Source organism: Bacillus sp. FJAT-27231, from assembly GCF_001183975.1.
GTDB lineage: Bacteria > Bacillota > Bacilli > Bacillales > Domibacillaceae > Pseudobacillus > Pseudobacillus wudalianchiensis.
In genome coordinates this window covers 1,955,738-1,981,245 of the sequence record NZ_LFZU01000001.1, presented here as the reverse complement: position 1 = coordinate 1,981,245, position 25,508 = coordinate 1,955,738, and the positions used below count along the sequence as shown (strand labels likewise).

Here is a 25,508-nt window from a genome sequence, read left to right as displayed (position 1 = left end):
AACCTTGTACTAATTATACATAGGAGGATGAGCGCATGAAGAAAAAAACATTATTAGGAATGAGCTTAGCATTCACTTTGTTATGTAGTCCACTTCAGCAGCCTATTGCGGCAAAAACAACTGGAGAATTCAGACAGATGGATAATGTAGCTCATCGCGGTGCCTCTGGATATACGCCGGAAAATACGATTGCTGCTTTTGACAAAGCGGTGGAAATGAAAGCAGACTATATTGAAATTGACGTTCAAAGAAGCAAGGATGGAAAGTTAGTTATTATCCATGATACGACAGTGGACAGAACGACTGACGGCACTGGAAAAGTAAAAGATTTAACTTACGAGCAGCTTAGCGCCCTTGATGCTGGCAGTTTTAAAGGAGAGCAATTTAAAGGCGAAAAAATACCAACCTTTGAGGAAGTACTTGATCGTTATCGCGGAAAGATTGGTATTTTGATAGAGTTGAAATCACCAGAACTTTATCCAGGGATTGAAGAAAGTGTCGCTCAACAATTGAAAAAACGGAATCTTGACCGCCCGCAAAATGAGAAGATCATTATTCAATCGTTTAATTTCGAATCGATGAAGAAAATGGATGCTCTTCTTCCGAAGATGCCAATCGGAGTTCTTACTTCTTCTAAATCTCATACGACAGAGCAAGCGTTAAAAGAGTTTTCCACTTATGCCGACTATTTTAACCCTAGCTACGGAATTGTAACGAAGGACTTAGTAAATGACGTACACTCACTCGGCATGAAAATCTCTTCATGGACGGTTCGCAGTCAGGAAGCAGCAGATTTTCTGTTCAGCATGGATGTAGACGCTATTATAACGGATTATCCGGATTATGTAGATCCAAGAAACTAGCATTTTATCCTTTAAGATGCTATCAAATTATTTAGATGAAAAGGCTCTGTGTCAACTAACTATGACACAGAGCCTTTTCATCCAATTACTAAAGATACTAATACGTTACAGCCATACTCTTCTTTTTAAAACTTTTTTTATGTTCTGTTATTGAATTTTGCACAATGTTAATTTTGTGATTTTGAACGATTAAAAATCGCCTGTCTCCTGTCATTCGCTTACTCAAGCGAGTCTAGGTTTTGGCTAAGCTCCCTTCTTTTTGCGGTGAATAACTGATTCCCACAAAAACCAGTAAAATTCCAATAATTTGGTAAAGATCAGGTCGGTAGTCCAAAAACGTGACATCCAGCAAAATAGCGACAATCGGGTCTACAAATACTAAAATCGCAATGGTTTGAGCCTTTAAGTCTCGCAAACTGCTAAAAAATAAATAAAAGACAATTCCTGTGTGAACAAACCCTGTAATCAAGATATAAAGCCAATTCTCGGCAGTAAGCTGCGTAAAATAAGACCAGTCCACCACCGGCAAGAGCAGTAACACGCCTAGAGATGTTTGAATGACGGTTGTCGCCACTGGACTGAGGATTTGAATTCCCTTTCCTGTCATCGAGGTAAGCGCATAGAATAAAGCTGCCGCAAACGCCCAGAGGACCCCGGTCGATAAAAATCCAGAAACCGTGGTATGCTGGTGAATTCCTCCAACTAACAGCGTGCCTAAAAAACAAATAAAGAAAAACAGCAGCCCTTTGCCTGTTAGTGTTTCTCTGAAAATAAATGAACCGAGAAGCAGCACAATCACCGGTGCCAAATGATAAATAGAGACGGCTACTGTAATAGGCATCACTTCAAAAGATCGAAAGAAAAAGATCCAGTTCGTAACTAAAAACACCCCACATAACAAGGCGAGCCAATATTCTCTACGCGGGATTGCCCGCTTGTTCTGCTGTTTTGTGTTCAATTGTTGAAATCCCCATACAGCTCCTAACAGAACAGTGGCACAGAGACAACGCACAAAAACTAATTCAATCGATGGGAGACCTGTTTTTATTGAAAACAAACCGATTGAACCGAATATAGCCATAGAAATGGCGAATTTTAATTCTGCCTGCATCTGACTTTCCTCCAAAGTAGCAACGTTACAGCAAACGTTATTTTTTATGAACACAACGTTATGCTTAAGAAGTGCATAAAAAGATTGTTCTACGGGTGAAGCTATCTTTTTCTATTGTAGGAGAATCTTAAAGAGAGAGGAAGAGAAAAATAACAGTAAGTGTAAAGATCCCTATTTTGCTCTATGACAAAAAGAGATCGGAATTGAGAATGTTACAGCTCCAACACTAAAAAACCTCTATCCGCTGCTTGTTAGCAGATGCGGACAGAGGGCAAGAATCCGATAATCGTCATTTAATTCATTACTCTGAATTAGTGAACTCTTTTTCTACTTGATCACTTCAAGCGGCTGCATGTGAAACAGCTGCTGCCGAAAATAATCCCAACATATTTTTATAGCTTCCTGCAGCTCTTGAGAGGAATGGCCGAGTAGACGAATGATCATTCCATTTTTCGGCAATAAACTTGCTCCGCCATAGCAGTCCAGCTGCGGCAGCTTGGGGATTACTTTATGTTGGATATATTCAAGGTCTCCTGCCGAAAGTGTTTCTGATAAAATCCATAAGGTGCCTATATGCGTATAGCGATTGAATAGTTCTGGACCTTCTCTATCCATCCTTGGTTCAAGCTGGAATGAATCCCAAACTTGGAGCTCTCCCTGCCAAAATACTTCAAATTGAGAGGCGAAACGCTTATATTCGAACCTTTCTCCTCGTCCGACTCTCCCGGCAGTAATGATCTCGCTAACAATGGCTTGAGAACCCTCCTCCATATAAAGCGATGTTTTCCCTTTAAAATTTGCTCCTTTAAAGGGAATGAGGGGCTCGGGAAGATATTCTAGGATGCTATTTTCCCCTAATTGGAATGTTTCAGTTTGATGGATCGCTTCTTCTATTAAGGAAGGATGCAGCTCTGTAGCTGATGGATTGGTTAAAAACAGATGGGCTTCATCCGTTATCCGACAACATACTCTTTGTCGATCGCCATTAAATAACCCTGGTGAACCGGACATTAAGTAGATGATGAGTTCCCCATTCTCTCCTTCAAATTCTGCTTCCGTAAGAGGAAAGTGACGCTTTAAGTGGGCTAAGACATTTCGCCCCTTCATTTTGCTGACAGTACCCCGCCATTCTCCGGTGACTGTCACCTCTTTGCTTCCTCTCTTCTTCCTTGATATTCTTTTGCGAGCCATTCCGCAATCTCTGTTACTCCTTCTCCGCTAAGTACGTTCGTAAATACCGTAAGCTTATTTTCGCGCTGTTTTCGGCAGTCTTCCTTCATTGTATTTAAATTAACCCTCACGTGAGGAGCTAAATCAACCTTATTGACGATCAGAACATCGGATTGTTTAATGCCGGGGCCGCCCTTTCTTGGAATGTCATCTCCCTGTGCCACGTCAATGATGTAAAGAAACACATCAGCGAGCTCCGGACTGAAAGCAGCAGCTAAATTATCTCCGCCACTTTCGATAAAAATAAGATGGAGATCGGGAATGGCCTCGGTTAGCTCTTCTACCGCTTCAAAATTCATTGAGACATCCTCACGAATAGCCGTGTGCGGACATCCGCCTGTTTCGACGCCAATAATATGATGCGAAGGGAGTACACCGCTCTTTTTTAAGATTTGTTCGTCTTCTTTCGTATATATATCATTCGTAATGACGCCGATTTTGTATTTAGCTCTCAAAACCTCAGATAGCGCTCGGACTAAAGCTGTTTTTCCTGAACCAACCGGCCCGCCAATCCCAATTCTCATCGGCCGGTCTCCCTTAAACTTTCGGTAGCTCCAGCTGAAATTATGATGATGCCCCATTTTACCCACTCCCTGTTTCGTTTTAGCGAATGCAGGCTATGACATAAATAGCCTTGAGTACAGCATTTCATGACGCATCCCTTGAATTTCTTGGATGATGGCACAGCTGTATAAGTCATCTTCTGTATAAGAACGATTATGAATTTTTTCAGCCTCTTTGATTAATAAAGGATGCAGCTTTTGCAAAATAATTTGAATATCTGTTTGCCCAACGGCCGTTAACCTCAAAGCACTTTGCAACAGGTTATTGATGCTGGAATAGAGATAGGTGAAAATAGCTGTACTAGACGATACTGCAAGGTAAGCTGAAATCCACCCATGAACAATAGAGGAATTTCCGTAACAGCGTTTATCCTTAATCCAATCAGCATATTGTGATAAGCCGGCGCTCGGATATAAGGTATTAACAATTTTCAAATACCGCTTACCTAGCTTTATGCCACCTTCCCGTGACTCTGAAGGCATTTTGCTGATCGTTAATTTTTTATCTAAACGCTGTAAATCGCTTTGTATAGACTTAGATAATTCTTCTCCATTCCATCTGTTTTTGACAGTTTGATAGGCAATGAATGTGGCAATTCCCTCTGTAGGAGCAAGACTTCCAATAATATAGTGATAAGCCCACTCATAAAGAGTTTCTGGACTAGTGATCTCTCCTTCTTGAAAAGCTGTTTCTAAACCAAATGAATGAGAAAACGCACCAGTGGGCAAGGCCGAATCAATAAGCTGAAAAATCTTCCACTCGTTTGTCATGCAGATCACCTTAAAATAAAAAGTATTTTTGTGACATCGGTAAGGTGGCAGCTGGTGGATTATCAAGCGGCTCTCCATTCACATATACGTGGAATGTTTCTGGATCAACCGTAATTTCTGGGAGGGCATCATTTAAAATCATATTCTTTTTGCTAATGTTTCTCGTATTCCGCACCGCATAAATCTGCTTTTCCAGTCCTAGTTTTTGCGGAACCCCCCGCTCAACAGCCGCTTTTGACGTAAAGGTATAGGAAATACTTTTAGGCGCCTTTCCGAATGCTGCCCACATCGGCCGGTATCTTACGGGCTCAACACTCGCCACTCCCCCATTCGCCATCCCTGTTGGTGCAGTGGCAATGAAGCCTCCTTTCATAACGAGCTCGGGCTTTATCCCAAAAAATTCTGGCCTCCATAACACAAGATCAGCCAGTTTGCCGACTTCAATCGAACCCACAACTTCGGAAATACCTTGTATAATAGCTGGGTTGATCGTGTACTTAGCCACATAACGCTTTGCCCGGAAATTATCATTATCTCCTGTTTCCTCTTCTAAACGGCCGCGATAGTGTTTCATCACATGCGCTGTCTGCCATGTCCGTATAATCGTTTCACTCACATGTCCCATCGCCTCACTGTCAGAGGACATGACACTAATCGCCCCCATGTCTTGTAAAATTCCTTCAGCAGCCATTGTTTGTGGACGAATTCTCGCCTCTGCCATCGCTATGGCCGCTGGATCATCCCTGCTGACATGATGAACCTGAAACATCATTTGCAAATTGGACTCAGCTGTATTAATCGTAAAAGGCCGAGTCGGATTAGTGGACGACGGCAAAATGTAACTTTCTCGAGCTACTTGAATAATATCAGGCGAGTGGCCTCCACCTGCCCCTTCTGTATGATACGAATGGATGACTCTGCCTTTAATCGCTTTTAACGAAGTGGTTTCTACTGTTCCAGATTCGTTACTTGAATCGGTATGAATGCAAATTTGAATGTCGTACTTGTCCGCAACAGTCAGACAATTATCAATAACCGCCGGAGTTGCTCCCCAGTCTTCGTGTATTTTTAAACCGGCTGCTCCAGCTGCTATTTGTTCTTCTAAAGGCTCGGGAAACGAGGCATTTCCTCTTCCCCAAAAACCGAAATTCATCGGAAAATCTTCGGCCGCTTCCATCATTCTATGAATATACCAGGATCCAGGGGAAATATTTGTTCCTATTGAGCCAGCGGTTGGGCCCGTTCCTCCACCAAGCATCGTAGTGATCCCTGCTTCTAGCGCTGCTTTTACTAGCTGCGGGTCCACTTGATGAATATGCGAATCGATCCCTCCAGCAGTAATAATCATATTTTCACCAGCAATAACCTCAGTGGAAGGTCCTACAATTAAGTTTGGATGAATGCCATCCATATAATCTGGGTTGCCCGCGTGACCAATTCCGTAAATTTTTCCATCTTTAATTCCGATATCTGCTTTAATAATTCCCCAATAGTCTAATATAAGGACGTTAGTAATGACTAAATCAAGAGCACTCTCTCTTGTTGCATGGGGAGCCATTCCCATCCCATCGCGTATATTTTTTAACCATCCGTATCGAAGCTCATCACCGTAGACGATGAGATCTTTCTCTACTTCAATAATGATATCTGTATCAGCCAATCGAATCTTATCGCCCGCCGTAGGCCCGTATTTCTTGGCATATTGGCTTCTTGCGATTAACTTTTTACTAAAGCTAGAAGAGGCAATTTCTTTTACGGGTCCATTCACATATCCCCTGAAGCCATATACGTATTTCCGGCCGCCAATCTCCACTAGCTCTACCCTTTTCTTCTCACCCGGTGGAAATTGGACGATTTCTCCGGCTCCTATATTTAAACGCATTCCTTTCGCTAGATCCCTATCAAAAAATAAATCAGGGTTCGTCTCATAGAAATGGTAGTGTGAGCCGACAAAAAGCGGACGGTCTCCTCTATTGATTACAGTGACGGTTCTCGTCTTCCTTCCTTGATTAATCAGAATCGGTTCACTTCTTAAAAAGTATTCACCGGGTCTCAAGCAGCTTCCCTCCTCTTGTTGCGATAATGAAGTAGAAGTAGTTAAGGATATTGTTGTCCAATTTCTTCTGCTGATTTTGGAAATTGTGGTGAATGAAAAGAGGGATAAATGACGACTAACTTAGTTCCATCCGGAAATGTAGCTTGAACATTGACTTTGCTTATGAGCGCGGGCACTCCCTCCATAACATCCTCTTCGGATAAAATGTCTCTCCCGTATATTTGCAGATCTGATACCGAATATTGGCCTGTCCTCGCCATTTCCATCACTTCAAACGTGATTAAAGCTACTGCATCAGGAAAGCTTAGCTTCATTCCTTTAGCTAACCTTTCCTTTGCCAGCCACGCAGCTACAACAACGAATAAACTTTCCTTTTCGTTTTGGGTAAGATACATCATTCTCCCCCCGAACTCGCTTCAACGCTATTTTTTTCTCTGCCAATTATCTCTATGAAAATATATTCTTCCGTTCCTTTTATATTCGAAAAAAGTCATTTATTTTCCGTGCGGCATACTATATTAAAAGTCAACCTCCACAAAAGGAAGAATTACATTATTTAAAGGAAAGAAAGGAGGAAGAAACCGTGTATAGCGGAGGGTATACAGAGGGGGAGAGACATGTCCACGAATTCCTTGGAATGACTTCCATAGAGATAGATCATACACATGAATACGCCGGAACGACAGAACCAGCCCCAAGCGGAGTCCCCCATACACACGAATACATCACTTGGACACATTACATCGATGGACATCGACATGAAATCCGAGGAAGAACAGGTCCTGCTATACCGCTGCAAGGCGGGGGTCATATCCATTATTTCCAGGGCTTTACTACAGGTTACCCTTCCCATTATCATCAATTCCAAGGTGCTACCATGATGTCTCGTGATTAAAAACGAAATGAAATAAATGGTACTAGGTACTGTTTAAGTGATTGATGTTTGTATAGGAAAATCATTGCATTCTATACACTTAAGAAACAAATAGCAACGATATAAAAAAACAGAAAGGATTATAGACCTTTCTGTTTTTACATTTCAATGGATTTAAATCCTTTAGCGTATAACTTACAAAATAAATAGATTGATGCTTAAAATATAAATCAGTACAATAGAACTATATCGCAAGTAAAAGTAATGAATTTGTTCCACAATTTTCATTTCAATTTACAAAAAAGAGGGATCATTATGCAGCAAAGTATTCTCAAACGCAATAATATAAATATTACAGGAAAAGGAACGCAAACCATTCTCTTTGCTCCAGGGTTCGGGTGTGACCAAAATATGTGGCGGCTCGTTGTCCCCGCTTTTGAAGAGAAATATCGAATCGTTCTGTTTGATTATGTTGGTTCGGGAAATTCTGATTATACTGCTTACAATGTTGAAAGATACAGCAGCCTTTACGGATACTCACAAGATGTACTGGACATTTGTGCTTTCCTAGAATTAAAAAAGGCTATTTTCATAGGGCATTCTGTTGGAAGCATAATTGGACTGCTGGCGTCTATCCAAAAACCCGAATACTTTGAGCGGCTCATTATGGTTGGCCCCTCTCCTTGTTACTTAAATAAACCGCCTCATTATATGGGAGGATTTGAAAAGCAAGATATCGAAGAATTAATGGAATTGATGGAGATGAACTATATTGGCTGGGCGAATTATCTTTCACAAGTTATTATGAAAAATCCTGATCGCCCTGAACTTTCAAAAGAATTATCTGATAGTTTTTGCTCAACAGACCCGATCGTAGCCCGCCAGTTTGCGGCTGCCACCTTCTTATCCGACCACCGGGCTGACTTGCCCAAGTCTGTCGTGCCATCGCTTATTATGCAGTGTGCTGAAGATGCTATTGCTCCATTAACTGTCGGCGACTATATGCATCGCCATTTGCCTCATAGTACGCTGCGTTTAATGAAGGCTACTGGTCATTGTCCTCACCTCAGTCATCCTGAAGAAACCATTGGCCTCATTCAAGGCTATTTGAAACATAACTTAGTCGTGAAGGAATAGACCATTAAATGGATGAACACTTAAATCATGCCCCTTGTGGCTATTTGACTCTCGCTGATGATGGCACGGTTCTAACAATCAACCAAACATTGCTCAATTTGCTTGGATACGATATAAATGAGTTGCGAGGAAAACATATCAACTGTATTATGACGGTTTCCGGCCGTTCCTTTTTTCAATTGTATTTTTTTCCGTTAATTCAGTTACAAGGTACTGTGGAAGAAATGTATCTCCCTCTTCAACCAAAAGGAGAGCATCCGCTGCCGTTTCTGCTAAATGCTCTGCGCAAGGTGACGGAGAAAGAGACTGCTACTCATTGCATGTTTACCCTGATGAAACGCCGCCGTGAATATGAGCAATCAATCTTGGAAATTAAAAGAGAAATGGAAGAGCAAAATCGGATAAAAGAAGAAATGATCACAGAACTTGAGCTATTACAGAGGCAATTAGAGCATAAACAACAAGAGCTTGTGGAAATGAACTCCCGTTTAAAGGTATTGGCAGAGACAGACGGATTGACAGGCCTTAAGAATCGGCGCAGCTTTCAGGAAGCCTTATCTTTAAATATGTCCCTATGCCAGGAGTCTTCCCTCCCCCTTTCTCTCCTTCTTCTTGATGTTGATCATTTTAAAAATATTAATGATACATTTGGTCACCTAGCGGGGGATAAAGTTTTACAGGTATTGGCACTATTGCTTGAGGAATCAACGAAAGAAGATGAGGTAGTGGCTCGATATGGAGGAGAAGAGTTCGCGGTGATTCTTCCTAATGCTGATCAGCCGCAGGCCTTACAAGTTGGTGAAAAAATCCGTTCCCTTGCCGAAGCATCTTATTCAACCTCCCCTTCGTTTACCGTTAGTATTGGAGCTGTGACCATGTCATTAGAGGATACGGTGACCTCTCTCCAATCTAAAGCTGATCGAGCGCTCTACTCATCTAAACGGAACGGCCGCAACCGAGTGACACACTTTGATTTTTTACACCGCTCGGCAGGTCCGAATTCACTTATATAATAGATTAAAAGTCAACAGATCTGTTGGCTTTTAATCATACATCTTTTCGACTGCTCTTTTGTGAATTAAATACGCTCTTTCCAAAAGTGTATAAGCCACTTCCGCCATCACTGGATGATCCTGTTTTATTTCATCAGCTGGAGATCGCTACTCTTTGAAGCGCGTTCCAAAAAATGCTTAGAGGCGAACCTAACTTTTCATTGCAAATCTATGAAAAAACTGATATTGTATAATTTAATTACATATTTACTTATTTCAATATTTTTTGAAGTAAGGATAGAGGCGCAGAGACCATGAGTACATAATTTGAGGATGATGAGGTCCGATGACGATTGTGAAAAGGGGAATCTGCCGAAGCTGAAAGAATCTCATATTTCTTGAAGCTGGGTCTGTTATTGAATAAATACAGAACTGTCATATAGGAAAAAACTATATGGAGGGCTATCTTACGCACAGAAATAATTTTTGTTACATAATTGTTTCTACTGCAGCAACGAAGCCCTGTTGCTGCTTTTTTGCGTTAATTAACTACTGCCCTTCTCCCTCTATTATATAAAACTAAAAAGGACGTGGAGAAGTAATGAATTTCGGACAAATTTTAACTGCAATGGTGACCCCCTTTGATGAAAATGGCGAGATTGATTTTCATGCGACTAAAAATTTAATCAACTATTTAATTGACAACGGTACGGACGGTTTAGTAGTAGCTGGTACGACTGGAGAATCCCCTACATTAACAACGGAAGAAAAAGTTGATTTATTTAAATTTGTAGTTGAAGTCGTGAACGGCAGAGTTCCTGTCGTTGCGGGTACCGGTTCTAACAACACAAGAGCTTCTATTCAGTTAACGAAGCTTGCAGAAAAAACAGGCGTAGATGGCATTATGCTCGTTGTTCCCTACTATAACAAGCCGTCTCAAGAAGGATTGTATCAACACTTTAGAGCGATTGCTGAATCTACGTCACTACCGGTTATGCTGTATAATATACCTGGACGAAGCGTTGTCAATATGTCTGTTGAGACGGTCGTTCGCCTATCAAAAATTTCAAATATCGTTTCTATTAAAGATGCAAGCGGCAATTTAGATGCCATGACGGAAATCATCAGCCAAACACCTGAAGATTTTTCATTATACAGCGGTGATGATGGTTTAACCTTACCAGTATTATCGATTGGCGGCGCAGGTGTGATCTCGGTTGCCTCTCATGTTATTGGGAACGAAATGCAAGTGATGATTGAAAACTTTAAAAATGGTAAACTCCAAGAGGCTGCTTTAGCCCATCGCAACCTCCTCCCAATCATCAAAGCGCTATTTGCGGCACCAAGCCCAGCCCCTGTAAAAGCGGCATTAAACCTAGCGGGAATCCCTGTAGGCGGTGTTCGTCTACCGATGGTTCCTCTAAATGATGAAGAACAAAATTCATTACAAGAAGCATTGCAATTACTAGATAGAAAAGAAAAAGCTACTTCTTAAAAGCTTTTTAATCCATTGTAAACGAAATAGATTCTTTTCTTTAAAAAAGCGGGCCTTAGTGCTTTTCCACACTAAGGCCCGCTTATTCATCTATTTAACTTCACTTTAAAATATGACCAAACAGCGGATGGATTCCAATTTTACTTAATCATTTAGATAAACCTAACATAAAATCTATTTTGTCAGCGTATTGCGGGAAATCTATTAGGGGATTCCGGTTTTTTTGAATATCAAAAATCGCCTTGTTGCGGTGTTTTTCATAAATAGATACTTTATAATCACTGTGCCACTTCAGCAACAGTTCAATGTCTTTATTGCTATATTGGCTGATTTCTCCTGGGTACCTTAATAAAAAATATAACGTTGCTCTGGCAACCTCTCCTTTGCCGCTTTCAGGCTCAAATCTAGCCTTTTCATATTTTCCGCATTGCGTTTTGATGACTTCCATCTCCATTTTAGGGGAATAATCGACGAAATCATAATAAGGATGATTAGATCTTAAGGAATTGCATTCTCTTTCGCACGTAAAAAGATGGTGCAAATCTCCTTTCATGGGGTGACGCTTCTCAAACCATGATTGGGGAACAACGTGTTCACAATTGTATATGTTTTCACTTTCAAAGGAGGCCATTATTTCTTGTATATTATCGCTATTAACCGAGTTACTTTTTAACAACTCGTCATAAGCTTGTTCTCTTTTCCGGTCTAATTCGTAATCTTCTTTCATGACTTGTTCAGGATCTTTTTCTTTTCCTGAATATATGCTCTTCAAGTTCCCATCAGTCTGAAGGTCGACTAGTGAATAAAGACGATTTCGGGTTTTGGAGTTATAAGGAAGCCAATTAATATGTGTGCTGGCAACTAACTGATTCAATTGTTTAAATAATTCTTCTTTGCCCGCTTCATTGAAATAAATTTGATCGTAATAGTTTGTAATTATACGCTGATCCTTTTCCCCGTCATAATACTCTTTTTCACTTTCAAACATCTTTTTATTATGCTCTAATTCTAGTAATGCAGCTGTTAAACCTATTTTTTTATTTTCAGCTACTCTTTTCATGTTATCCAATGTGCTTCCCCTTTCTTATTACATTTTATAATCACCAACATAAAAACGCATTTAAGGAAGTAGCGGGAAATCGTATGTTTTACATTATTGTTACTTTTAGTGCAGTTTCATTACAATTAAAAGAACTTTATCGAAATTCGACATTTTTATTGTTCTCCTTGCTCGATTTCGGGTATTATATAATCATAAAGTAGCATATAATAAAAAACCGCTGGTGCTGGAACACCAAGCGGTCGATACAATAGACGGTTCCCTGCTAGGGCGATCGCTATAATTTATTCAAAACGAACCTAACTCACCCTTTATGCTTGCAGGCTCAAGGGTGGGTTATTTTTTATGGTCAAATGACAGCATTCCTATGATTAAGCCTGCAACAGTACATGCTAACATCAACGCTTCAAAGACCGTCACGAGCACTCCCCCTCCTTTCTTCTGAGGACGAGCTAACCACCCTTGAGAATCCCTATTCTATTGTGTTTTATATCATTCTCTAAAACAATCTAGGGTTATATTCCACCAAAACGCTCGGTCTTAATCCCGGTCTATTATTTGTTAACAGAAGAATCCACTTAAAGGAAACTATCTGTCAACGGGCTTCTCCCCATTCAATGAAATTGTTTTAGCTGATAATTCCTTGATTATTTAAAAACATGGTTTTAACTTCTTGATCAAATACTTTTGCCAAATGGTCAAGGACCGTTAAATAGATCATCCCGTTTCCTTCAAGCTTTGAAGAGTTACCCAGTGGAACGGTTCTTTTAATTAATTGAGCATAAAGCTCAGGTTCTGAGAGCTTCCGTTCAAAGCTATTGTTCGCGAGAAGTTTTATGAGAGCAAGGGCTCCAGAAACATGGGGTGCAGCCATGGAAGTTCCGCTTAAAGTCGCATACTTTCCATTTAAATACGTAGAAAGAATTTCTTCACCTGGGGCAACTAAATCGATTTCATTATGGGAATTGGTAAAATGGGAAGAGCGCCGCTCAAGATTAACCGCACCTACACTAATCACTTCATTATAACAGCCTGGAAAAGCGAATTCATCAGTTGAGTCATCGCCGTCCCCCTCATTCCCTGCTGCGCAAACCACGAGGACATTGTTGGCAACAGCCCTTTTGATCGCTTCATAAAGTTCAGGAGTATCATTTGGACCTCCCAGTGACATCGAGATAATATCCGCTTTTTGTTCTATAGCATAATTGATGCCTTTGATAATCCACTCATATTGTCCAGAGCCTTTTTTATTCAATACTTTCACAATGAGTAAACTGGCTTCAGGAGCGACTCCAACCACGCCTTTGTCATTTTTCTGGGCAGCAATCGTTCCGGCAACATGAGTTCCATGCCCATTGTAATCCTTGAATATATCAGGGTTGCTTCCGTCATCATCCGTAAAATTTCGCCCGCCTATAATCCGTTCTTGTAAATCGGGATGTGACGTATCGCAGCCTGTATCCAAGACAGCCACCGTTATGCCTTTGCCCTTTGCTTCGCTCCAAATTTTAGGAGCTTGTATCAATTCCACGCCTTTTGGAACTTCTTTTACCTCTTCTGACTGTTCAATTACCTGGTATGGAATTACCCGAACATAATGCTTCATTTTTTCCCTCCTCAAGAGATTAAATTGAAGCTAATTCTAGGTGTTCCCTACATTTTAACAGTTTTTTGTATTTTCTGACAGTTCCATTTGTAGGATCATTTAATAGATTATCAGTATAAAAGTGATCCCAAAGTTTGACTATAGCTAATTGAAATCCATTTTCCTTATTTGTTCTTTTGGAGAGGAGTATGTCATCCTGCTGTTCTGACTGAATGACAGAGCCAAAGGGAGAACCTACCTTGTATTGCGTGTGAGCACTCCTGCAACGATATGAAGAGAGATTACTTTTAGTTATGGCCCTATCAAAAAAACAAATTTAAAATAAATAAAAGAAGCCGTTTTGAAAAAAAGATTGATCATTTTCTACCTGTATTGCTCAACAACCGTGCCCGATTGCTGAATAAGAAAAAATCTTGCAATACAGCATTTTTGATTAAACTTTTTTAAAAGGTTCATCTTGATCTCAAATTCACACCAACTTAAATTGAACAAAAAAATCTATTTACTTGTCACAAATTCAGCCCCGATTCAACAAAATCCTTAAGAGTTACACTAAGTGAATGTTTAATTGAATATCCTTTATATGAAAATGTTTATCTGCTAAATTCCGAAAAATATGGATGAGTAATGGAGCCCCCTCTTTTCAAAATCAGTGTTTACATATGACCTCTTTCCACACTACTAAAATTCAAAAAAGCAGCATTTCCCCAAAGAAGGAGAAATTGGCTGCTTTTTTATAGCTCATATCCTAACTTGACTCTAAATCATACAGATTAGGTAGCTTTATTTACATGGTTCACTGTATCCTGGTTATTTTTGTATTTAAAACTTATCGCAAATAAGATTCCAAGAACGATGGTATAGGCTGCAAAAACTAACCAGATATTCTGCCAGTCTTTTACTCCGTCAACCGTTAAATAATCCACTATTTTCCCACTAATCACAGCTCCTAAATAAGCCCCTAGCCCGTTCACCATTGTCATGAATAAGCCCTGGGCACTCCCACGAATTCGGTGATCCACTTCTTTATCTACAAACATCGATCCAGAAATATTAAAGAAGTCAAACGCTGCACCGTACGCTAGCATGGATAATAGTAATAAGATGAACCCTAATCCAGTTGGGTCTCCAAAAGCTAATAAACCAAATCGCACTGTCCAAGCCGCCATACTCAAAAGCATGACCGTTTTAATCCCAAACTTACGTAAGAAAAATGGTATGGCTAGAATAAAGACTACTTCTGAAAATTGTCCAATTGATAATAAAATCGCTGGATATTTCACAGCAAGACTTTCTTTATAGTCAGGATTTAGCGCAAAATCATGAAGGAAGGGGTCAGCAAATGCCAAGTTAATTTGCAGTGCAGCACCTATCAGCATTGCAAACACGAAAAAGATGGCCATTTTCTTTTGTTTAAATAGGACAAAAGCGTCAAGTCCTAAATGGCTTACCAACGACTTGTCCTTCTTAACACTTGATGTTGGACAATCAGGCAATACAAATGAAAAGAGTGCTAGTAAAACGGCAGCCCCTGCAGCAATGTATAACTGGATATTGCTTAACTCAAATCCGCCAAGACTAATGATCCACATGGCAAGAATAAAACTAACGGTTCCATATACACGAACGGATGGGAATTCTTTCGTCGTATCGAGTCCTTCTTTTTCTAAACCAATATAGGAAATGGTATAGGATAATGAAATCGTCGGTATGAAAACCATAGCGTTAAAAAACATCACCCAAAACATAACGGTTGGGTCCGAAGTTTGTGCGGCTATAAATAAGCAAATCGCTCCAAGAAAATGACAAATTCCATACAATCTATTCGCTTTCATCCATCGGTCAGCGATAACCCCTATCAGACTCGGCATTATAAGAGAAGCAAGTCCAGATGAGCCATAAACCGCTCCAACTTGTGAGCCAGAAAACTGTAATGTATTGATCATATACGAGCCAAGTGTAACTAGCCAACATCCCCAAATGAAAAACTGGAGAAAGATCATAATTTTAAGTTGATATTTAGTCGTCATCATTTTCCTCTTTCTAAGTTGTTAGTGTCTAAGCTGTACTTTTCTAATCATTAAGCCTTTTTAGCTAGTTCAGTTATATAATCAAAGAACGCATCGCGATTCACATCATAAACGACATTGACAGGTCGTCCCTCAGCGCTTTCAACTGTACGGCCTTGGCTTGGACCGTCTGTGTGTACAATGCTGTTAATGGTTTGTACTTTCACCAGATCACGATTGCCAACAAATGCAGTTGTTAACACATCCCACAAATAGTATGTGGAGTTCGTTGAAAAGTGAACAAGTGGTGGTACCATCGCATAACATTGTCCAAGAAAATCAACACCCAGGTATTTGCGTTCTTTAGCCCAACGCTCACGTACATCTAAAGTTAGCGGTACTTGGTTTGTACTTTCAAGCGCCACTAAATCAATTTCTATGCTGGTATCCCATACACGAGCGGCTGCTTCAGGATCCCAAAACACGTTCCATTCCGCTGTTCCATCATGTTCAGGTTCATGTACGTTTCCTGCTTCACGGAATGTGCCCCCCATCCAAACAAGTCTTTCAATTTTCTCTTCAATTTCAGGAGCTTCATCCAATGCACGAGCAAGATCAGTAAGCGGGCCTGTAAATAATAACGTTGTTTTCTCTTCAGTTGCTAAAACCGTATCTATTAAATGAAGATGTGCTAGTTTATCAGCCACTGGTGTTACAACTTTTCCAGATTCATTTAAAATCGGGAGGGCATCAACATAAAACGCATGCATACGCCAATCTTTTGGAAAAGGGTTTTTGGGGCGTGAATTTGACTCGGCTACGTCAAGGCCGCCTTTTCCAAAACGATCAATAATTTTTCGGCTCGCAAACATTGCTGGTTCTAAATAACAATCTGCCGGAATGACTGAAACACCTGTGAGCTCAACTGTGTCCATTTTTAGTAATAAAAATAGCGAAACAAGATCATCAACTCCGCCATCATGATTAAAGTAAATTTTCTCCTTCATTATTCTCTCAATCCCTTCATGATGAGTTTTTATAAATTGTTTGGGATTCACCTAACTGTTTTCTTGTTGGAACACTCGAATAACGTCGCACTTTGTTCCACGCTAAGATCCACCAAAATTCCCCTGAAGTGCTGCCTCTCATGATAGCTTATACACATCTTAAAATATAAAAATGCTCCGATAGCTACCGGAGCATTGACTAGGGCATGTGTAAATACAAAAGGAAGAATTGATCGCTTCTTCCATTTACACTTACCTCGTAGTCAAGCCCTTTACGGCGGCTTGGTAGAAACTATTGGGCCATATCCCCAATTTTATACGACGGCATGCGACATTATTCTACATTTAATTTGGAATTATAATAACAATAATTCAGAGTTCCGTCAACCAAATCACGAACGTTTTACATTAATTACTAATTTTCCATTCGTTTTTTGTAGCGTTTATAATGTTATTTCCTCTAAACTGCTTTTACACTTTTTCAATATGGGGGGTGGCCCAAATCCCTCAACTGCTATGTTCGGCAAAATATAACATCGGAATTGTCGGGATTTGGTCCGTTGTGAAGGTTTTGGTTTAACCCATGATTCGAACCAAGGTGGACATTCACTAATATTTCAGAAAGTGAAGTTCTACTCTATTCATTTAGATAAAAAGAAAACCCTGCTTCATTCTTCAATAAAAAATGAGCTGTCTAAACAGCTCACAGTTCTTCAACTCTTGTAACCCATTACCTCGTAAATGCTCAACAAACCATCTTTATGAGTATTCTTACTCCTCCTGTCTCCTCAACAACCTGGCTTAATAACAAAAAGACACACCTCTATAGGCGCATCTTGATTTCGATTAAGTTTAATTTGTATAGCTTTCAAAAATATTCACTGTAAAATTATGTAACAATCGAACTTTGTTTTAAATGCTCTATCTTTTTTATAAATCTACAACTGTCATATCGGCTGACTTTTCCTGGTTTGCTATATTGATAAACAAAGTCAATTCTATTTACTGTTTCATTATATACCCCTGTAACTTCTCGTCCCTACTGAACAAGTTGTATGAAGTTCCACTTTGAGCTGATGAGCAAGTTTATAAAAGTTTCTCTTTTTCGATGAGAGGTTCCTTTATATACACACTTGTTCACCATGGTAACATCGCAAACCATGATTATACCGATCTGCATTTCTCGCTGTTTCCTATTATTAATATAGCTTTACTCGTCCTGTATAGCTATACGATCCCCCAAGACAACTCTTTTGTACTGAATCTCCCCTCCCCTAATTTTTGATTGTTGGAGTGCTTGAAAAGTGCCAATTGGATTGGAAATTCATCTGTCCCTGAATCAATACGATAGTTCCTAAAATAATGTGGGAGTCAAGCGAAAAGAACAAGTAAAAGCCGTAAAGAGGTACTGTTATGTTCTTCTGACCCTAAAACTAAAATCAACGTGATAGTAAAAAAGCTGAAGCATCCCCATCTATATTTACAAAAAGAAAAAAGGGTAAGAGACTTATATAAGTTAAACTGAGGATTGTCTGTATAGATATTGGAATCCTCTTCTTTACGCAGAGTCAGAATGATAGTGAGCGATGGTGGCATGACGCAAAAGCAGGATATTTTCGAATTACTAATTGCTAGGCTCGTATAGTATGGTAAATAGAGAGAATGCATATAGTGTCTATAAAAAAGGATGTATATGCATTGGAAAAATGCGAAAAAACAAGGATGATCCCAATATGATCCCTGCAAATTTAAAGGATATCAAACAACAAGTCATTAACAATTCTTTAAAGTTTCAGAAACAAATCGAGGTTTTTGAAAAGCGCATTAATAATAGTGGCTGGAATAAAGGCTGACTGCGTCCAAAACATCCTACAGAGTCGAGAATATTGAGTAGTTTTAAACAAAAATAAACCTGTACTTTTAATGGAGGATTAGTAGTCGAATATCAGACAAGCTCAAATAGAGATCAATAAGCTAAAAAGCGCGGAAAGTATGAGGCTATGCTTAAAACTGCAGCTATATTAACTAAGCTGCTTGTTGAAAGAAGGGTAAAACCAATCATTGTTGGAGGTCTTTCGGTTACGATCTATACTCAAAATCATTACACCACCAGGGATATTGATATGGTATCAGATGAGTACGAAACGATAGTAAATATTCTTGGCCAGCTGGATTTCAAAAAAGACAGTAGGCATTTTATAATGATAATATAGAGATTGCTCTAGAAATACCGAGTAGTTATTTAGAAGGTGATTACTCTAAGGTTAAAAAGATTTTCATAGATGATGAAAATCTTTTTAACCTTATTTCCATTGAAGACATTATTTTGGATAGACTTCGGGCAGCCGTTCATTGGAAGTCGCTCGAAGACCGTGAGTGGGACTTTAAGTTGCTAGCAAGCAATGTTGATTCTTTAGACAAACAATATCTTTTCGAACACTATCAAACACTGAAAGAAGTAAATGAGTTAGATGTTTGGTTCACGTTTATTGCTGAACAGTCTTAATACATCCATTGAAAGGAAGAAAAACAGTCTGTAACCCCTGTTTTTCTCCTTTTTCATTTACAGCTGGAGAAGCTTGATTTTCTAATTTTGGATGATCTAGTATATCAAGATTGATCAAAATGAATTCTCATCCAGCTGATTTAAAAAGACTTGCTCATTTTCTACTTGTATTGCACAACAATTGCGCCCGATTGTTGAAGACCATTCTTATTAGAGAGCCCCCACCGCTTTAAGCGTAACAACAATATTCTACATCAAAACACGCCATTCTCATTAGGAGAGTTCTCGGGTACAGGCTGACCCACATCCCAAAGTTCGACGATGAGGTCATTATGAAAGCGGAAGATATGGACCACAACTCCTCCGAGGTCACCTTGCTTTTGCTTTACATGAGAGTGAACCGCAACGGTATCCCCCTCTTCGATAATACGTTTTATTTCAAAAATTTTGTGGGGATTTTTAGCGGCATTCTCTTCCATTGCGAGCATAAGAGTGTTAGCATCTCCACAAAAAAAAGGGTTATGGTGGCGGAAATCCGGACCAATGTATCTGCTGTATGCTTCACGCACTCTCCCTGATGCAACTAATTGCAAAAACGACACCGCCTTCTCTTTTAGAGAATTCTTCATTGCAAATCCTCCTTTCGTTAAAGGATTACCCTTGTTATGTAATAAATCTAATTGTTTTTTGAAGCTACGTGCAAAACTAATAGTTACATTATATACCCAATTGGTGATACTACACTAACTTAAGTGGTGTATATTTGTGTAACTAGTAATCAAACTAATCTCCGTCTGTAAAACAAGGACTACCTCTTATTAAAGGACGGCGCTGGGCAGTTGAAAAATGAAATAAAGGCCTTTCTCTAGGTAGGGTTCGTTCTCAGATTTAAATTTGACTTGACGCCCGGCTAATGAAGGAAGAAGTCATTTCCTCCATTTCAGTCTGTCGATCGTTTTAGAAGCGGCCATTTTAAGTTTACTGTTTCATCATCTGTTATCATTATTCCATGGCAATTTTCTAACATTGCTTTTAATGCTTCAGCTGTTCTGATCGCGTTATAAGCACATACAGAAACAATCCCTTTTTCATTTATTATTTTGTCTAGTTTTTGTTCATATTCAGCTATATTATCGTGGATTTCTTTATCATAGATCAATAAAGATTTTAAGTGCTTTTATCACGTGGAAAGCCTGAAGGTAAAACAAGAAGCTCTTCAAATATTTGTGAAAAAGTGAGAAACAGTGTAACCGAAAGGGACTAGAATAATTTTAATAGTGATCCAGAATACAAATCTGAGTTGTTTTATATTCAGAGAATTTTTTGGATATTGATCTATTAGGAAGAAATCAAAATAACGACTATTCATTAAGGTATTGTTTAAATGAAGTTCTAATAGGAGTTGTGCATTGCTTGTTAAAGAATGTGCCTTTATTCAGTACAAATAAAAAAAGCCCAGCACAGGAAAAGGCTCTTACGTAAGTATTTAGCTGTGCATTAAAAATGATGAAGTCAATGATCCCCCTTTTTTATATACTTTCAACCGATATATCAACTATTATCACCTTGTAGTTATGGGCTCAAGTACTCATAAAGCTGAATAATACATATCATAATCTTCTTCATATTTCAAAGGTACCTCATCTCCACTATCGGTGATAAACAAGTTTTTTTCCCAGTTTACTGTTCCCGTTTTAATTGAAAAGGAGTAAACAGTTTCCCGACTATCTAATTCCGTGTAGTGAACAACATCATGAATAAGCGTAGATACTTCTTTATAATTAGTAAAGAGATGATAATCATTAACCATGTAAGCCTTCATATCAATTACTCCTTTTTTAATTAGCAATTCCTTATTTGCGCCATTCTAATCAGCCTAAAGACGCGTGTCATAATGCATATTTTAAAGAGAAATATTCTTTTCGTCCAGAATATTTGCTCGACAATTAATCTAGTTGTTGTTCTATAAAAAAGCACGTTTCTGTTTTTGTTGCCCTTTTTTTACAAATAAAAAACCCCGGGCTTAAAAATTATCCGGGATTTCAAAAGAAAAAGTATATTTAACACCTAAAAATAAATTGATATGAGTAAAAATCATTTGTTTGAAAGTAATCCTTTTACTTCTTTTCCTTTAAGGTTAGCAGCGTATCCAGAAAAGCAATGACTGCTAGCTTATCCTCTTTCAACAATTTTTTTCCTCTAAATAATACCGATCCTTCAAGCAGTTTCTCAAACGAAACAGATACAGACTCATCAAAATCATTCAACAAAACATCCTGGCTTTTTTCTGCTGGTTTCGTAATAACAGGGCTATCGGGAAGAAAGCCTGCTAGCATTAATAGCTCATTTGCATCGGTTTCTAATGGTTTGGCAAGAGCATAAACGGACTCCCTGGAGGGTTTGAATCGCCCTTTTTCTAGAGAAGCAATAAATGAGTAACTAATATTAGACCGTTCTGCTAAAGTCCGCAAAGTTAGCTTTTTCTCTTCACGCAACTGCCGCAATCGCTCTCCGAATTTATTCATTAAGAATCACTTCCGACTTAGTTTTTGTCACCTTTTTTCAATATTGGATATGAAAAAGGATCTATTTTCAAAACAAAATGTGTTGACATGCAAAACAAAAGGTTTTATATTTGTGTTGTGGTTCAAAACAATTATTGTCATTCACTAAAAAAAGGGGGGAATGTTTTGTTAGCCAATAATATTGCTATTATTCGAAAAAGAAAAAATATCACTCAAGATGAATTAGCCGCTCACATTGGCATTGGCAGAACTGCCATGTCAAGAATCGAAAACGGCAATTACTTTCCAAGCGCGGCTACAATGTACAAAATTTCAAACTTTCTTAATGAACCAATCGGTAATATTTTTTACAATCCAAATATTAAAGAACCTAACAAAATAACAAATAATTAAATTTCTGGCACCATCGTGTTTATAAAATATTACTATAAGTTTGTTTATTTTGTCAAAACATCTCTGAGGAGGGATTATATTGCTCATTTGGCTCTTTCTAGTTTTCTTCTTTTCCACCTTATTCCCGTTGTTCCACTTATTTAATGCCATTGATTGGAAAAATAAAGGAAGGAAGAAATTAGAGGCACTATTCGCGCATGAAGAACAAGGCTTTTCCATTCTGATTCCATGCTATAACGAAGATATGATTTTACGAACAACGATGGATGGACTTCATCAATTAAACTACGCCAACTATGAGGTCATTTTTATTAATGATGGCTCAACGGATCACACGCTAGATACCCTACATACATTGCTGAATTTACAAGCCATTTCCTATCACCCTGGCAAGTTGTCTCACAAACCTATTAAACACGTCTATCAATCCCGCACATTTCAAAACTTCTATGTAATCGACAAAGTAAATGGCGGAAAAGCCGATTCATTAAACTCAGCCATTCCACTCGCTTCAAAAGAAAATATTATTACCCTAGATGCAGACAGTGTTCTCGAAAAACAATCTTTATCGATTGTGAACAATTACATGCAAGACCCAAATATTATTGCGGCTGGTGGAATGGTTCACGCATTACAAGCAAAACGTTCCAAAGAACCATTGACCTTATCATTCAAGAACCTTAAAAGCGTTGTTCAATTTCAAATATTTGAATATCTAAAAGGTTTCTATGTCTATAAGAAGTCTTTGGCTAAACTAGACGCACTCGCTATTATTTCAGGTGCATTCGGAATATTCAAACGGAATATTTTACTCGAACTGAATGGTTATAAGGAAACATTAGGTGAAGATATTGATATTACTCTACGCTTTCAACAATACATTCACCGTTCCCCCCACAAAAAAATTGTCTTTATTCCGGAGGCAATTTGTTACACAGAATGCCCAGAAACATGGGGAGATTTATTTAAACAACGAATTCGCTGGCAAAAGGCATTTATCGACTGTGTCATAAAACATTTTCCTTTTTTTCTGAAAACATTCCTGACTAGAACACTAGGATTTTTCTTTTTAATTGATGCCTTTCTGATCGGTGTGATCGGTTCTTATTTTACACTTACATCGTTTGTCTTCCTTTCACTTGAGCATGACACAGAGTTTGCCTTGCAGTCTGCAGCCGTATATATAATTGGCTCGTTCATTTGCAATATTATCTACAACTCTATAGCTGTATATCTTTCTTACAAAGAGGGGGTCCGTTTAAAAGGAAAAGATATTCTCATCTTTTTAAAAGTATTGTGTCTTGATTTACTTGTCTATCGTTTTGTTACCCTATTTTTCGTTATGTTTGGCACCTTCCTTTATCTATTCAATCGCAAGAGCTGGAACAAGGTGGCCCGTACAGGAAGAGTGTATAAATTTGAAAAGCAGAAAGTGGGAGCATAATTTATGGATAAAAAAATGTTTGGAGTTTATGCCTTCTTTATGACAGCTCTGCTTCTATTATATCCCTTTTACAGCGGCAACAGTTTAGCGAGTATGGTTCACACATTACCCAAGTCATGTAACGCTCCTAAAGCAGCCGATGTACAGGTTGATCAAAATAAAGCAAGCGCCATTTTCGTGATGGATGATGGATGGAAAAGTGAATATACTACCGCTTATCCTATTTTAAAAAAATACGGTTTTAAAGGAAACATTAGTGTAATCCCTTCTAGAGTTGACAAAGAAAACTATATAACTTACAAACAACTTCAGAACCTTTACGAGAATGAAGAGTGGGATTTATTAAATCACACATATCATCATAAAAAACTCACTAGTTTAGATAAGGATGAACAAGAAAAAGAAATTATGAAAACAACAAAATGGCTTGATAATAATTGCTATTCGCGAGGGAGAAAAGTACTGATTTATCCGTATGGGGCTTACAATAAAGACACTCTGGCTATTTTAAAGAAACATCATTTTGTCAGTGCCCGAACACTGAGCGAAACCGAATTACCCAAAAATACTTTTCCAAGATATAAAGTTGAAGTCCATAACTTAACAGACCCAGAGCAAATAAATTATTCAAAGCAAATCATTGATAAGGCGATTACTGCAAAAGGAACCATCGTCTTTGTCAATCATCGCTTTTCAAAAGGAGAGAAGAAAATAGACGATCCTATGTACTATCCCGAGCAGCAATTCGAAGAACTTGTCCGCTATCTTTCAGAGAAAAAAGATAAAATAGAAGTGTTGACCTACACGGAATGGTTCCAAAAAAATGCCGAGAATAAAACAAAATAACATTAGCGTATTTCTTATTTTTAGACAGCGGAAGCCTTTCGTCATACTTGCTCTACTCCTGACTGCATTAGGGCTCACTATAACAGGAGGAATTAGCTTGAAGGAAAAAAACTTAATAACTGCTTTTTACACCTCTCAACCAGCACCTACTATTCAATTCAGCGGGTATGAGTGGGAAGTAAAACAAGGAGAAAAAGTTGGCCCAGGGCCAAATAATTGGCTAGGAACAAATGAGAGCGTATGGGTCGATGACCAAGGCAAGCTTCATTTAAGGATCATTCATCGAAATGGAAAGTGGTATGCAGCAGAAGTGATTAATAAGGAAACCTTGGGCTACGGTACATACCGCTTCTATCTAGAAGCGAGAACGGATTTACTTGATCCGAATGCCGTTATCGGTTTGTTTACTTATGATTCCATATCACGTGATGCAGCCGAAAACGATTTTCGTGAAATAGATATTGAATTTTCCAGGTGGGGACAATCCGGCAATGCTAACGTAGGTCAGTATATGGTGCAGCCAAACAATAACTACACCTTCAAAAAGTCATTAACAGGAGACTGGACTACACACGCATTTGAATGGACGCCGGAAAAGATCTTTTTCTATTCTCATCATGGTCATTCAGAAACATCACCAAACGCTAATTATATTATTAATCAGTGGACCTATGAAGGGGAAAATATTCCCAATTCAAAAAATGAAAAAGTTAGTATAAATTTCTGGCTCAATAAAGGAGAAGCTCCTCTATACGGAAAAGAAATAGAAATAGTTATCAGCAAGTTTGAATTTATACCGAATTAAAATTGGCAGCTGCTATAGGTTATATATATTTTTCTGAACAAAAGCTGGGAGAGTCAAATCTTCCAGTATTCTTTTTTATTCTAGCCTTGTCTAGGCATCTTCCCCCTATGCAGTGCGCCTCTTTTTGCCAAAAGCTTATCGCTTAAAATGTTTAAAGAACTTTTCCCTGTTTTCTTCTTATAAACATCATGAGTAACCATTTAAAAGAGCACATT

General features: G+C 38.7%; 24 protein-coding genes and 2 riboswitches. Of the genes, 11 read left to right on the top strand and 13 right to left on the bottom strand.

Annotated elements, in window-relative coordinates; genetic code table 11:
- Positions 1 to 35: 35 nt before the first annotated feature.
- Positions 36 to 863: a glycerophosphodiester phosphodiesterase gene (locus tag AC623_RS09225; RefSeq protein ID WP_049662176.1), complete on the top strand. Its 828-nt coding sequence runs from the start codon at positions 36 to 38 to the stop codon at positions 861 to 863.
- A gap of 232 nt (positions 864 to 1,095) precedes the next feature.
- Here the strand turns inward: AC623_RS09225 and AC623_RS09220 are convergent, their stop codons facing one another.
- From AC623_RS09220 to ureA, 6 genes are all read right to left on the bottom strand, one after another.
- The gene (locus tag AC623_RS09220; protein WP_049662175.1) at positions 1,096 to 1,974 is read right to left on the bottom strand and encodes a DMT family transporter; all 879 of its coding nucleotides are present in this window, start codon (positions 1,972 to 1,974) and stop codon (positions 1,096 to 1,098) included.
- Between the two features lie 327 nt (positions 1,975 to 2,301).
- Entirely contained in the window at positions 2,302 to 3,120 is an 819-nt protein-coding gene (locus tag AC623_RS09215) for an urease accessory protein UreD (protein WP_049662174.1), read from the bottom strand.
- Complete coding sequence (gene ureG, locus AC623_RS09210) at positions 3,117 to 3,785, bottom strand: urease accessory protein UreG (RefSeq protein WP_156187017.1); 669 nt, start codon at positions 3,783 to 3,785, stop codon at positions 3,117 to 3,119. The genes AC623_RS09215 and ureG overlap by 4 nt, the downstream gene beginning before the upstream one ends.
- A gap of 36 nt (positions 3,786 to 3,821) precedes the next feature.
- Positions 3,822 to 4,538 carry an urease accessory protein UreF gene (locus tag AC623_RS09205; RefSeq protein WP_049662172.1) on the bottom strand — a complete coding sequence of 239 codons (717 nt, stop codon included), beginning with the start codon at positions 4,536 to 4,538 and terminating at the stop codon, positions 3,822 to 3,824.
- A gap of 10 nt (positions 4,539 to 4,548) precedes the next feature.
- Positions 4,549 to 6,594, bottom strand: a complete 2,046-nt coding sequence (ureC, locus tag AC623_RS09200) for an urease subunit alpha (RefSeq protein WP_049662171.1) — start codon at positions 6,592 to 6,594, stop codon at positions 4,549 to 4,551.
- 41 nt (positions 6,595 to 6,635) lie between these two features.
- Positions 6,636 to 6,989, bottom strand: coding sequence for an urease subunit gamma (gene ureA, locus AC623_RS09195; RefSeq protein WP_082174374.1), 354 nt, complete (start codon positions 6,987 to 6,989; stop codon positions 6,636 to 6,638).
- Between the two features lie 188 nt (positions 6,990 to 7,177).
- Here ureA and AC623_RS09190 point away from each other — a divergent pair, with 188 nt between their 5' ends.
- From AC623_RS09190 to dapA, 4 genes are all read left to right on the top strand, one after another.
- Complete coding sequence (locus AC623_RS09190; RefSeq protein ID WP_053104108.1) at positions 7,178 to 7,489, top strand: YmaF family protein; 312 nt, start codon at positions 7,178 to 7,180, stop codon at positions 7,487 to 7,489.
- A 294-nt stretch (positions 7,490 to 7,783) separates the two neighbouring features.
- Positions 7,784 to 8,605: an alpha/beta fold hydrolase gene (locus AC623_RS09185; RefSeq protein ID WP_049662170.1), complete on the top strand. Its 822-nt coding sequence runs from the start codon at positions 7,784 to 7,786 to the stop codon at positions 8,603 to 8,605.
- Between the two features lie 8 nt (positions 8,606 to 8,613).
- Positions 8,614 to 9,618, top strand: coding sequence for a sensor domain-containing diguanylate cyclase (locus AC623_RS09180; protein ID WP_049662169.1), 1,005 nt, complete (start codon positions 8,614 to 8,616; stop codon positions 9,616 to 9,618).
- Between the two features lie 269 nt (positions 9,619 to 9,887).
- A riboswitch (Lysine riboswitch) is annotated at positions 9,888 to 10,070 on the top strand.
- Positions 10,071 to 10,198: 128 nt separating this feature from the next.
- Positions 10,199 to 11,092, top strand: a complete 894-nt coding sequence (dapA, locus tag AC623_RS09175) for a 4-hydroxy-tetrahydrodipicolinate synthase (protein ID WP_049662168.1) — start codon at positions 10,199 to 10,201, stop codon at positions 11,090 to 11,092.
- Between the two features lie 148 nt (positions 11,093 to 11,240).
- On the opposite strand, the gene AC623_RS09170 is transcribed toward dapA, so the two are convergent.
- The 4 genes from AC623_RS09170 to AC623_RS09155 form a co-directional block, all read right to left on the bottom strand.
- Positions 11,241 to 12,152 (bottom strand): endonuclease I family protein, encoded by a 912-nt coding sequence (locus tag AC623_RS09170; protein WP_049666438.1) that lies wholly within the window; start codon positions 12,150 to 12,152, stop codon positions 11,241 to 11,243.
- 628 nt (positions 12,153 to 12,780) lie between these two features.
- Positions 12,781 to 13,758, bottom strand: coding sequence for a S8 family peptidase (locus tag AC623_RS09165; RefSeq protein WP_049662167.1), 978 nt, complete (start codon positions 13,756 to 13,758; stop codon positions 12,781 to 12,783).
- Positions 13,759 to 14,531: 773 nt separating this feature from the next.
- Positions 14,532 to 15,788: a nucleoside permease gene (locus tag AC623_RS09160; RefSeq protein ID WP_049662166.1), complete on the bottom strand. Its 1,257-nt coding sequence runs from the start codon at positions 15,786 to 15,788 to the stop codon at positions 14,532 to 14,534.
- A gap of 50 nt (positions 15,789 to 15,838) precedes the next feature.
- Positions 15,839 to 16,774: a nucleoside hydrolase gene (locus AC623_RS09155; RefSeq protein WP_049662165.1), complete on the bottom strand. Its 936-nt coding sequence runs from the start codon at positions 16,772 to 16,774 to the stop codon at positions 15,839 to 15,841.
- A 240-nt stretch (positions 16,775 to 17,014) separates the two neighbouring features.
- Positions 17,015 to 17,116, bottom strand: a riboswitch (purine riboswitch).
- A 1,658-nt stretch (positions 17,117 to 18,774) separates the two neighbouring features.
- Here AC623_RS09155 and AC623_RS21915 point away from each other — a divergent pair.
- Positions 18,775 to 18,987 (top strand): DUF6036 family nucleotidyltransferase, encoded by a 213-nt coding sequence (locus tag AC623_RS21915; protein WP_049662164.1) that lies wholly within the window; start codon positions 18,775 to 18,777, stop codon positions 18,985 to 18,987.
- Between the two features lie 113 nt (positions 18,988 to 19,100).
- Positions 19,101 to 19,280, top strand: coding sequence for a hypothetical protein (locus AC623_RS21735; protein ID WP_197090958.1), 180 nt, complete (start codon positions 19,101 to 19,103; stop codon positions 19,278 to 19,280).
- Positions 19,281 to 19,534: 254 nt separating this feature from the next.
- Here the strand turns inward: AC623_RS21735 and AC623_RS09145 are convergent, their stop codons facing one another.
- From AC623_RS09145 to AC623_RS09130, 3 genes are all read right to left on the bottom strand, one after another.
- Positions 19,535 to 19,909 (bottom strand): nuclear transport factor 2 family protein, encoded by a 375-nt coding sequence (locus tag AC623_RS09145; protein WP_049662163.1) that lies wholly within the window; start codon positions 19,907 to 19,909, stop codon positions 19,535 to 19,537.
- Positions 19,910 to 20,868: 959 nt separating this feature from the next.
- Complete coding sequence (locus AC623_RS09135) at positions 20,869 to 21,102, bottom strand: hypothetical protein (RefSeq protein ID WP_049662161.1); 234 nt, start codon at positions 21,100 to 21,102, stop codon at positions 20,869 to 20,871.
- A 295-nt stretch (positions 21,103 to 21,397) separates the two neighbouring features.
- Positions 21,398 to 21,805: a helix-turn-helix domain-containing protein gene (locus tag AC623_RS09130; protein ID WP_049662160.1), complete on the bottom strand. Its 408-nt coding sequence runs from the start codon at positions 21,803 to 21,805 to the stop codon at positions 21,398 to 21,400.
- A gap of 165 nt (positions 21,806 to 21,970) precedes the next feature.
- On the opposite strand from AC623_RS09130, the gene AC623_RS09125 reads away from it, so the two are divergent.
- From AC623_RS09125 to AC623_RS09110, 4 genes are all read left to right on the top strand, one after another.
- The gene (locus AC623_RS09125) at positions 21,971 to 22,198 is read left to right on the top strand and encodes a helix-turn-helix transcriptional regulator (RefSeq protein WP_049662159.1); all 228 of its coding nucleotides are present in this window, start codon (positions 21,971 to 21,973) and stop codon (positions 22,196 to 22,198) included.
- Between the two features lie 79 nt (positions 22,199 to 22,277).
- The gene (locus AC623_RS09120) at positions 22,278 to 23,642 is read left to right on the top strand and encodes a glycosyltransferase family 2 protein (RefSeq protein ID WP_049662158.1); all 1,365 of its coding nucleotides are present in this window, start codon (positions 22,278 to 22,280) and stop codon (positions 23,640 to 23,642) included.
- A gap of 3 nt (positions 23,643 to 23,645) precedes the next feature.
- Positions 23,646 to 24,488 (top strand): polysaccharide deacetylase family protein, encoded by an 843-nt coding sequence (locus tag AC623_RS09115; protein ID WP_049662157.1) that lies wholly within the window; start codon positions 23,646 to 23,648, stop codon positions 24,486 to 24,488.
- A gap of 97 nt (positions 24,489 to 24,585) precedes the next feature.
- Complete coding sequence (locus AC623_RS09110) at positions 24,586 to 25,293, top strand: glycoside hydrolase family 16 protein (RefSeq protein ID WP_049662156.1); 708 nt, start codon at positions 24,586 to 24,588, stop codon at positions 25,291 to 25,293.
- Positions 25,294 to 25,508: the final 215 nt, after the last annotated feature.

What these genes read in the sequence shown, in the direction of transcription:
- AC623_RS09225 (WP_049662176.1), top strand. Translation starts at nt 36, where the DNA reads ATGAAGAAAAAAACATTATTAGGAATGAGCTTAGCATTCACTTTGTTA.
- AC623_RS09220 (WP_049662175.1), bottom strand. Translation starts at nt 1,974, where the DNA reads ATGCAGGCAGAATTAAAATTCGCCATTTCTATGGCTATATTCGGTTCA.
- ureG (WP_156187017.1), bottom strand. Translation starts at nt 3,785, where the DNA reads ATGGGGCATCATCATAATTTCAGCTGGAGCTACCGAAAGTTTAAGGGA.
- AC623_RS09205 (WP_049662172.1), bottom strand. Translation starts at nt 4,538, where the DNA reads ATGACAAACGAGTGGAAGATTTTTCAGCTTATTGATTCGGCCTTGCCC.
- ureA (WP_082174374.1), bottom strand. Translation starts at nt 6,989, where the DNA reads ATGTATCTTACCCAAAACGAAAAGGAAAGTTTATTCGTTGTTGTAGCT.
- AC623_RS09185 (WP_049662170.1), top strand. Translation starts at nt 7,784, where the DNA reads ATGCAGCAAAGTATTCTCAAACGCAATAATATAAATATTACAGGAAAA.
- AC623_RS09180 (WP_049662169.1), top strand. Translation starts at nt 8,614, where the DNA reads ATGGATGAACACTTAAATCATGCCCCTTGTGGCTATTTGACTCTCGCT.
- dapA (WP_049662168.1), top strand. Translation starts at nt 10,199, where the DNA reads ATGAATTTCGGACAAATTTTAACTGCAATGGTGACCCCCTTTGATGAA.
- AC623_RS09170 (WP_049666438.1), bottom strand. Translation starts at nt 12,152, where the DNA reads ATGAAAAGAGTAGCTGAAAATAAAAAAATAGGTTTAACAGCTGCATTA.
- AC623_RS09165 (WP_049662167.1), bottom strand. Translation starts at nt 13,758, where the DNA reads ATGAAGCATTATGTTCGGGTAATTCCATACCAGGTAATTGAACAGTCA.
- AC623_RS09160 (WP_049662166.1), bottom strand. Translation starts at nt 15,788, where the DNA reads ATGACGACTAAATATCAACTTAAAATTATGATCTTTCTCCAGTTTTTC.
- AC623_RS09155 (WP_049662165.1), bottom strand. Translation starts at nt 16,774, where the DNA reads ATGAAGGAGAAAATTTACTTTAATCATGATGGCGGAGTTGATGATCTT.
- AC623_RS21915 (WP_049662164.1), top strand. Translation starts at nt 18,775, where the DNA reads ATGCTTAAAACTGCAGCTATATTAACTAAGCTGCTTGTTGAAAGAAGG.
- AC623_RS09145 (WP_049662163.1), bottom strand. Translation starts at nt 19,909, where the DNA reads ATGAAGAATTCTCTAAAAGAGAAGGCGGTGTCGTTTTTGCAATTAGTT.
- AC623_RS09135 (WP_049662161.1), bottom strand. Translation starts at nt 21,102, where the DNA reads ATGAAGGCTTACATGGTTAATGATTATCATCTCTTTACTAATTATAAA.
- AC623_RS09130 (WP_049662160.1), bottom strand. Translation starts at nt 21,805, where the DNA reads ATGAATAAATTCGGAGAGCGATTGCGGCAGTTGCGTGAAGAGAAAAAG.
- AC623_RS09115 (WP_049662157.1), top strand. Translation starts at nt 23,646, where the DNA reads ATGGATAAAAAAATGTTTGGAGTTTATGCCTTCTTTATGACAGCTCTG.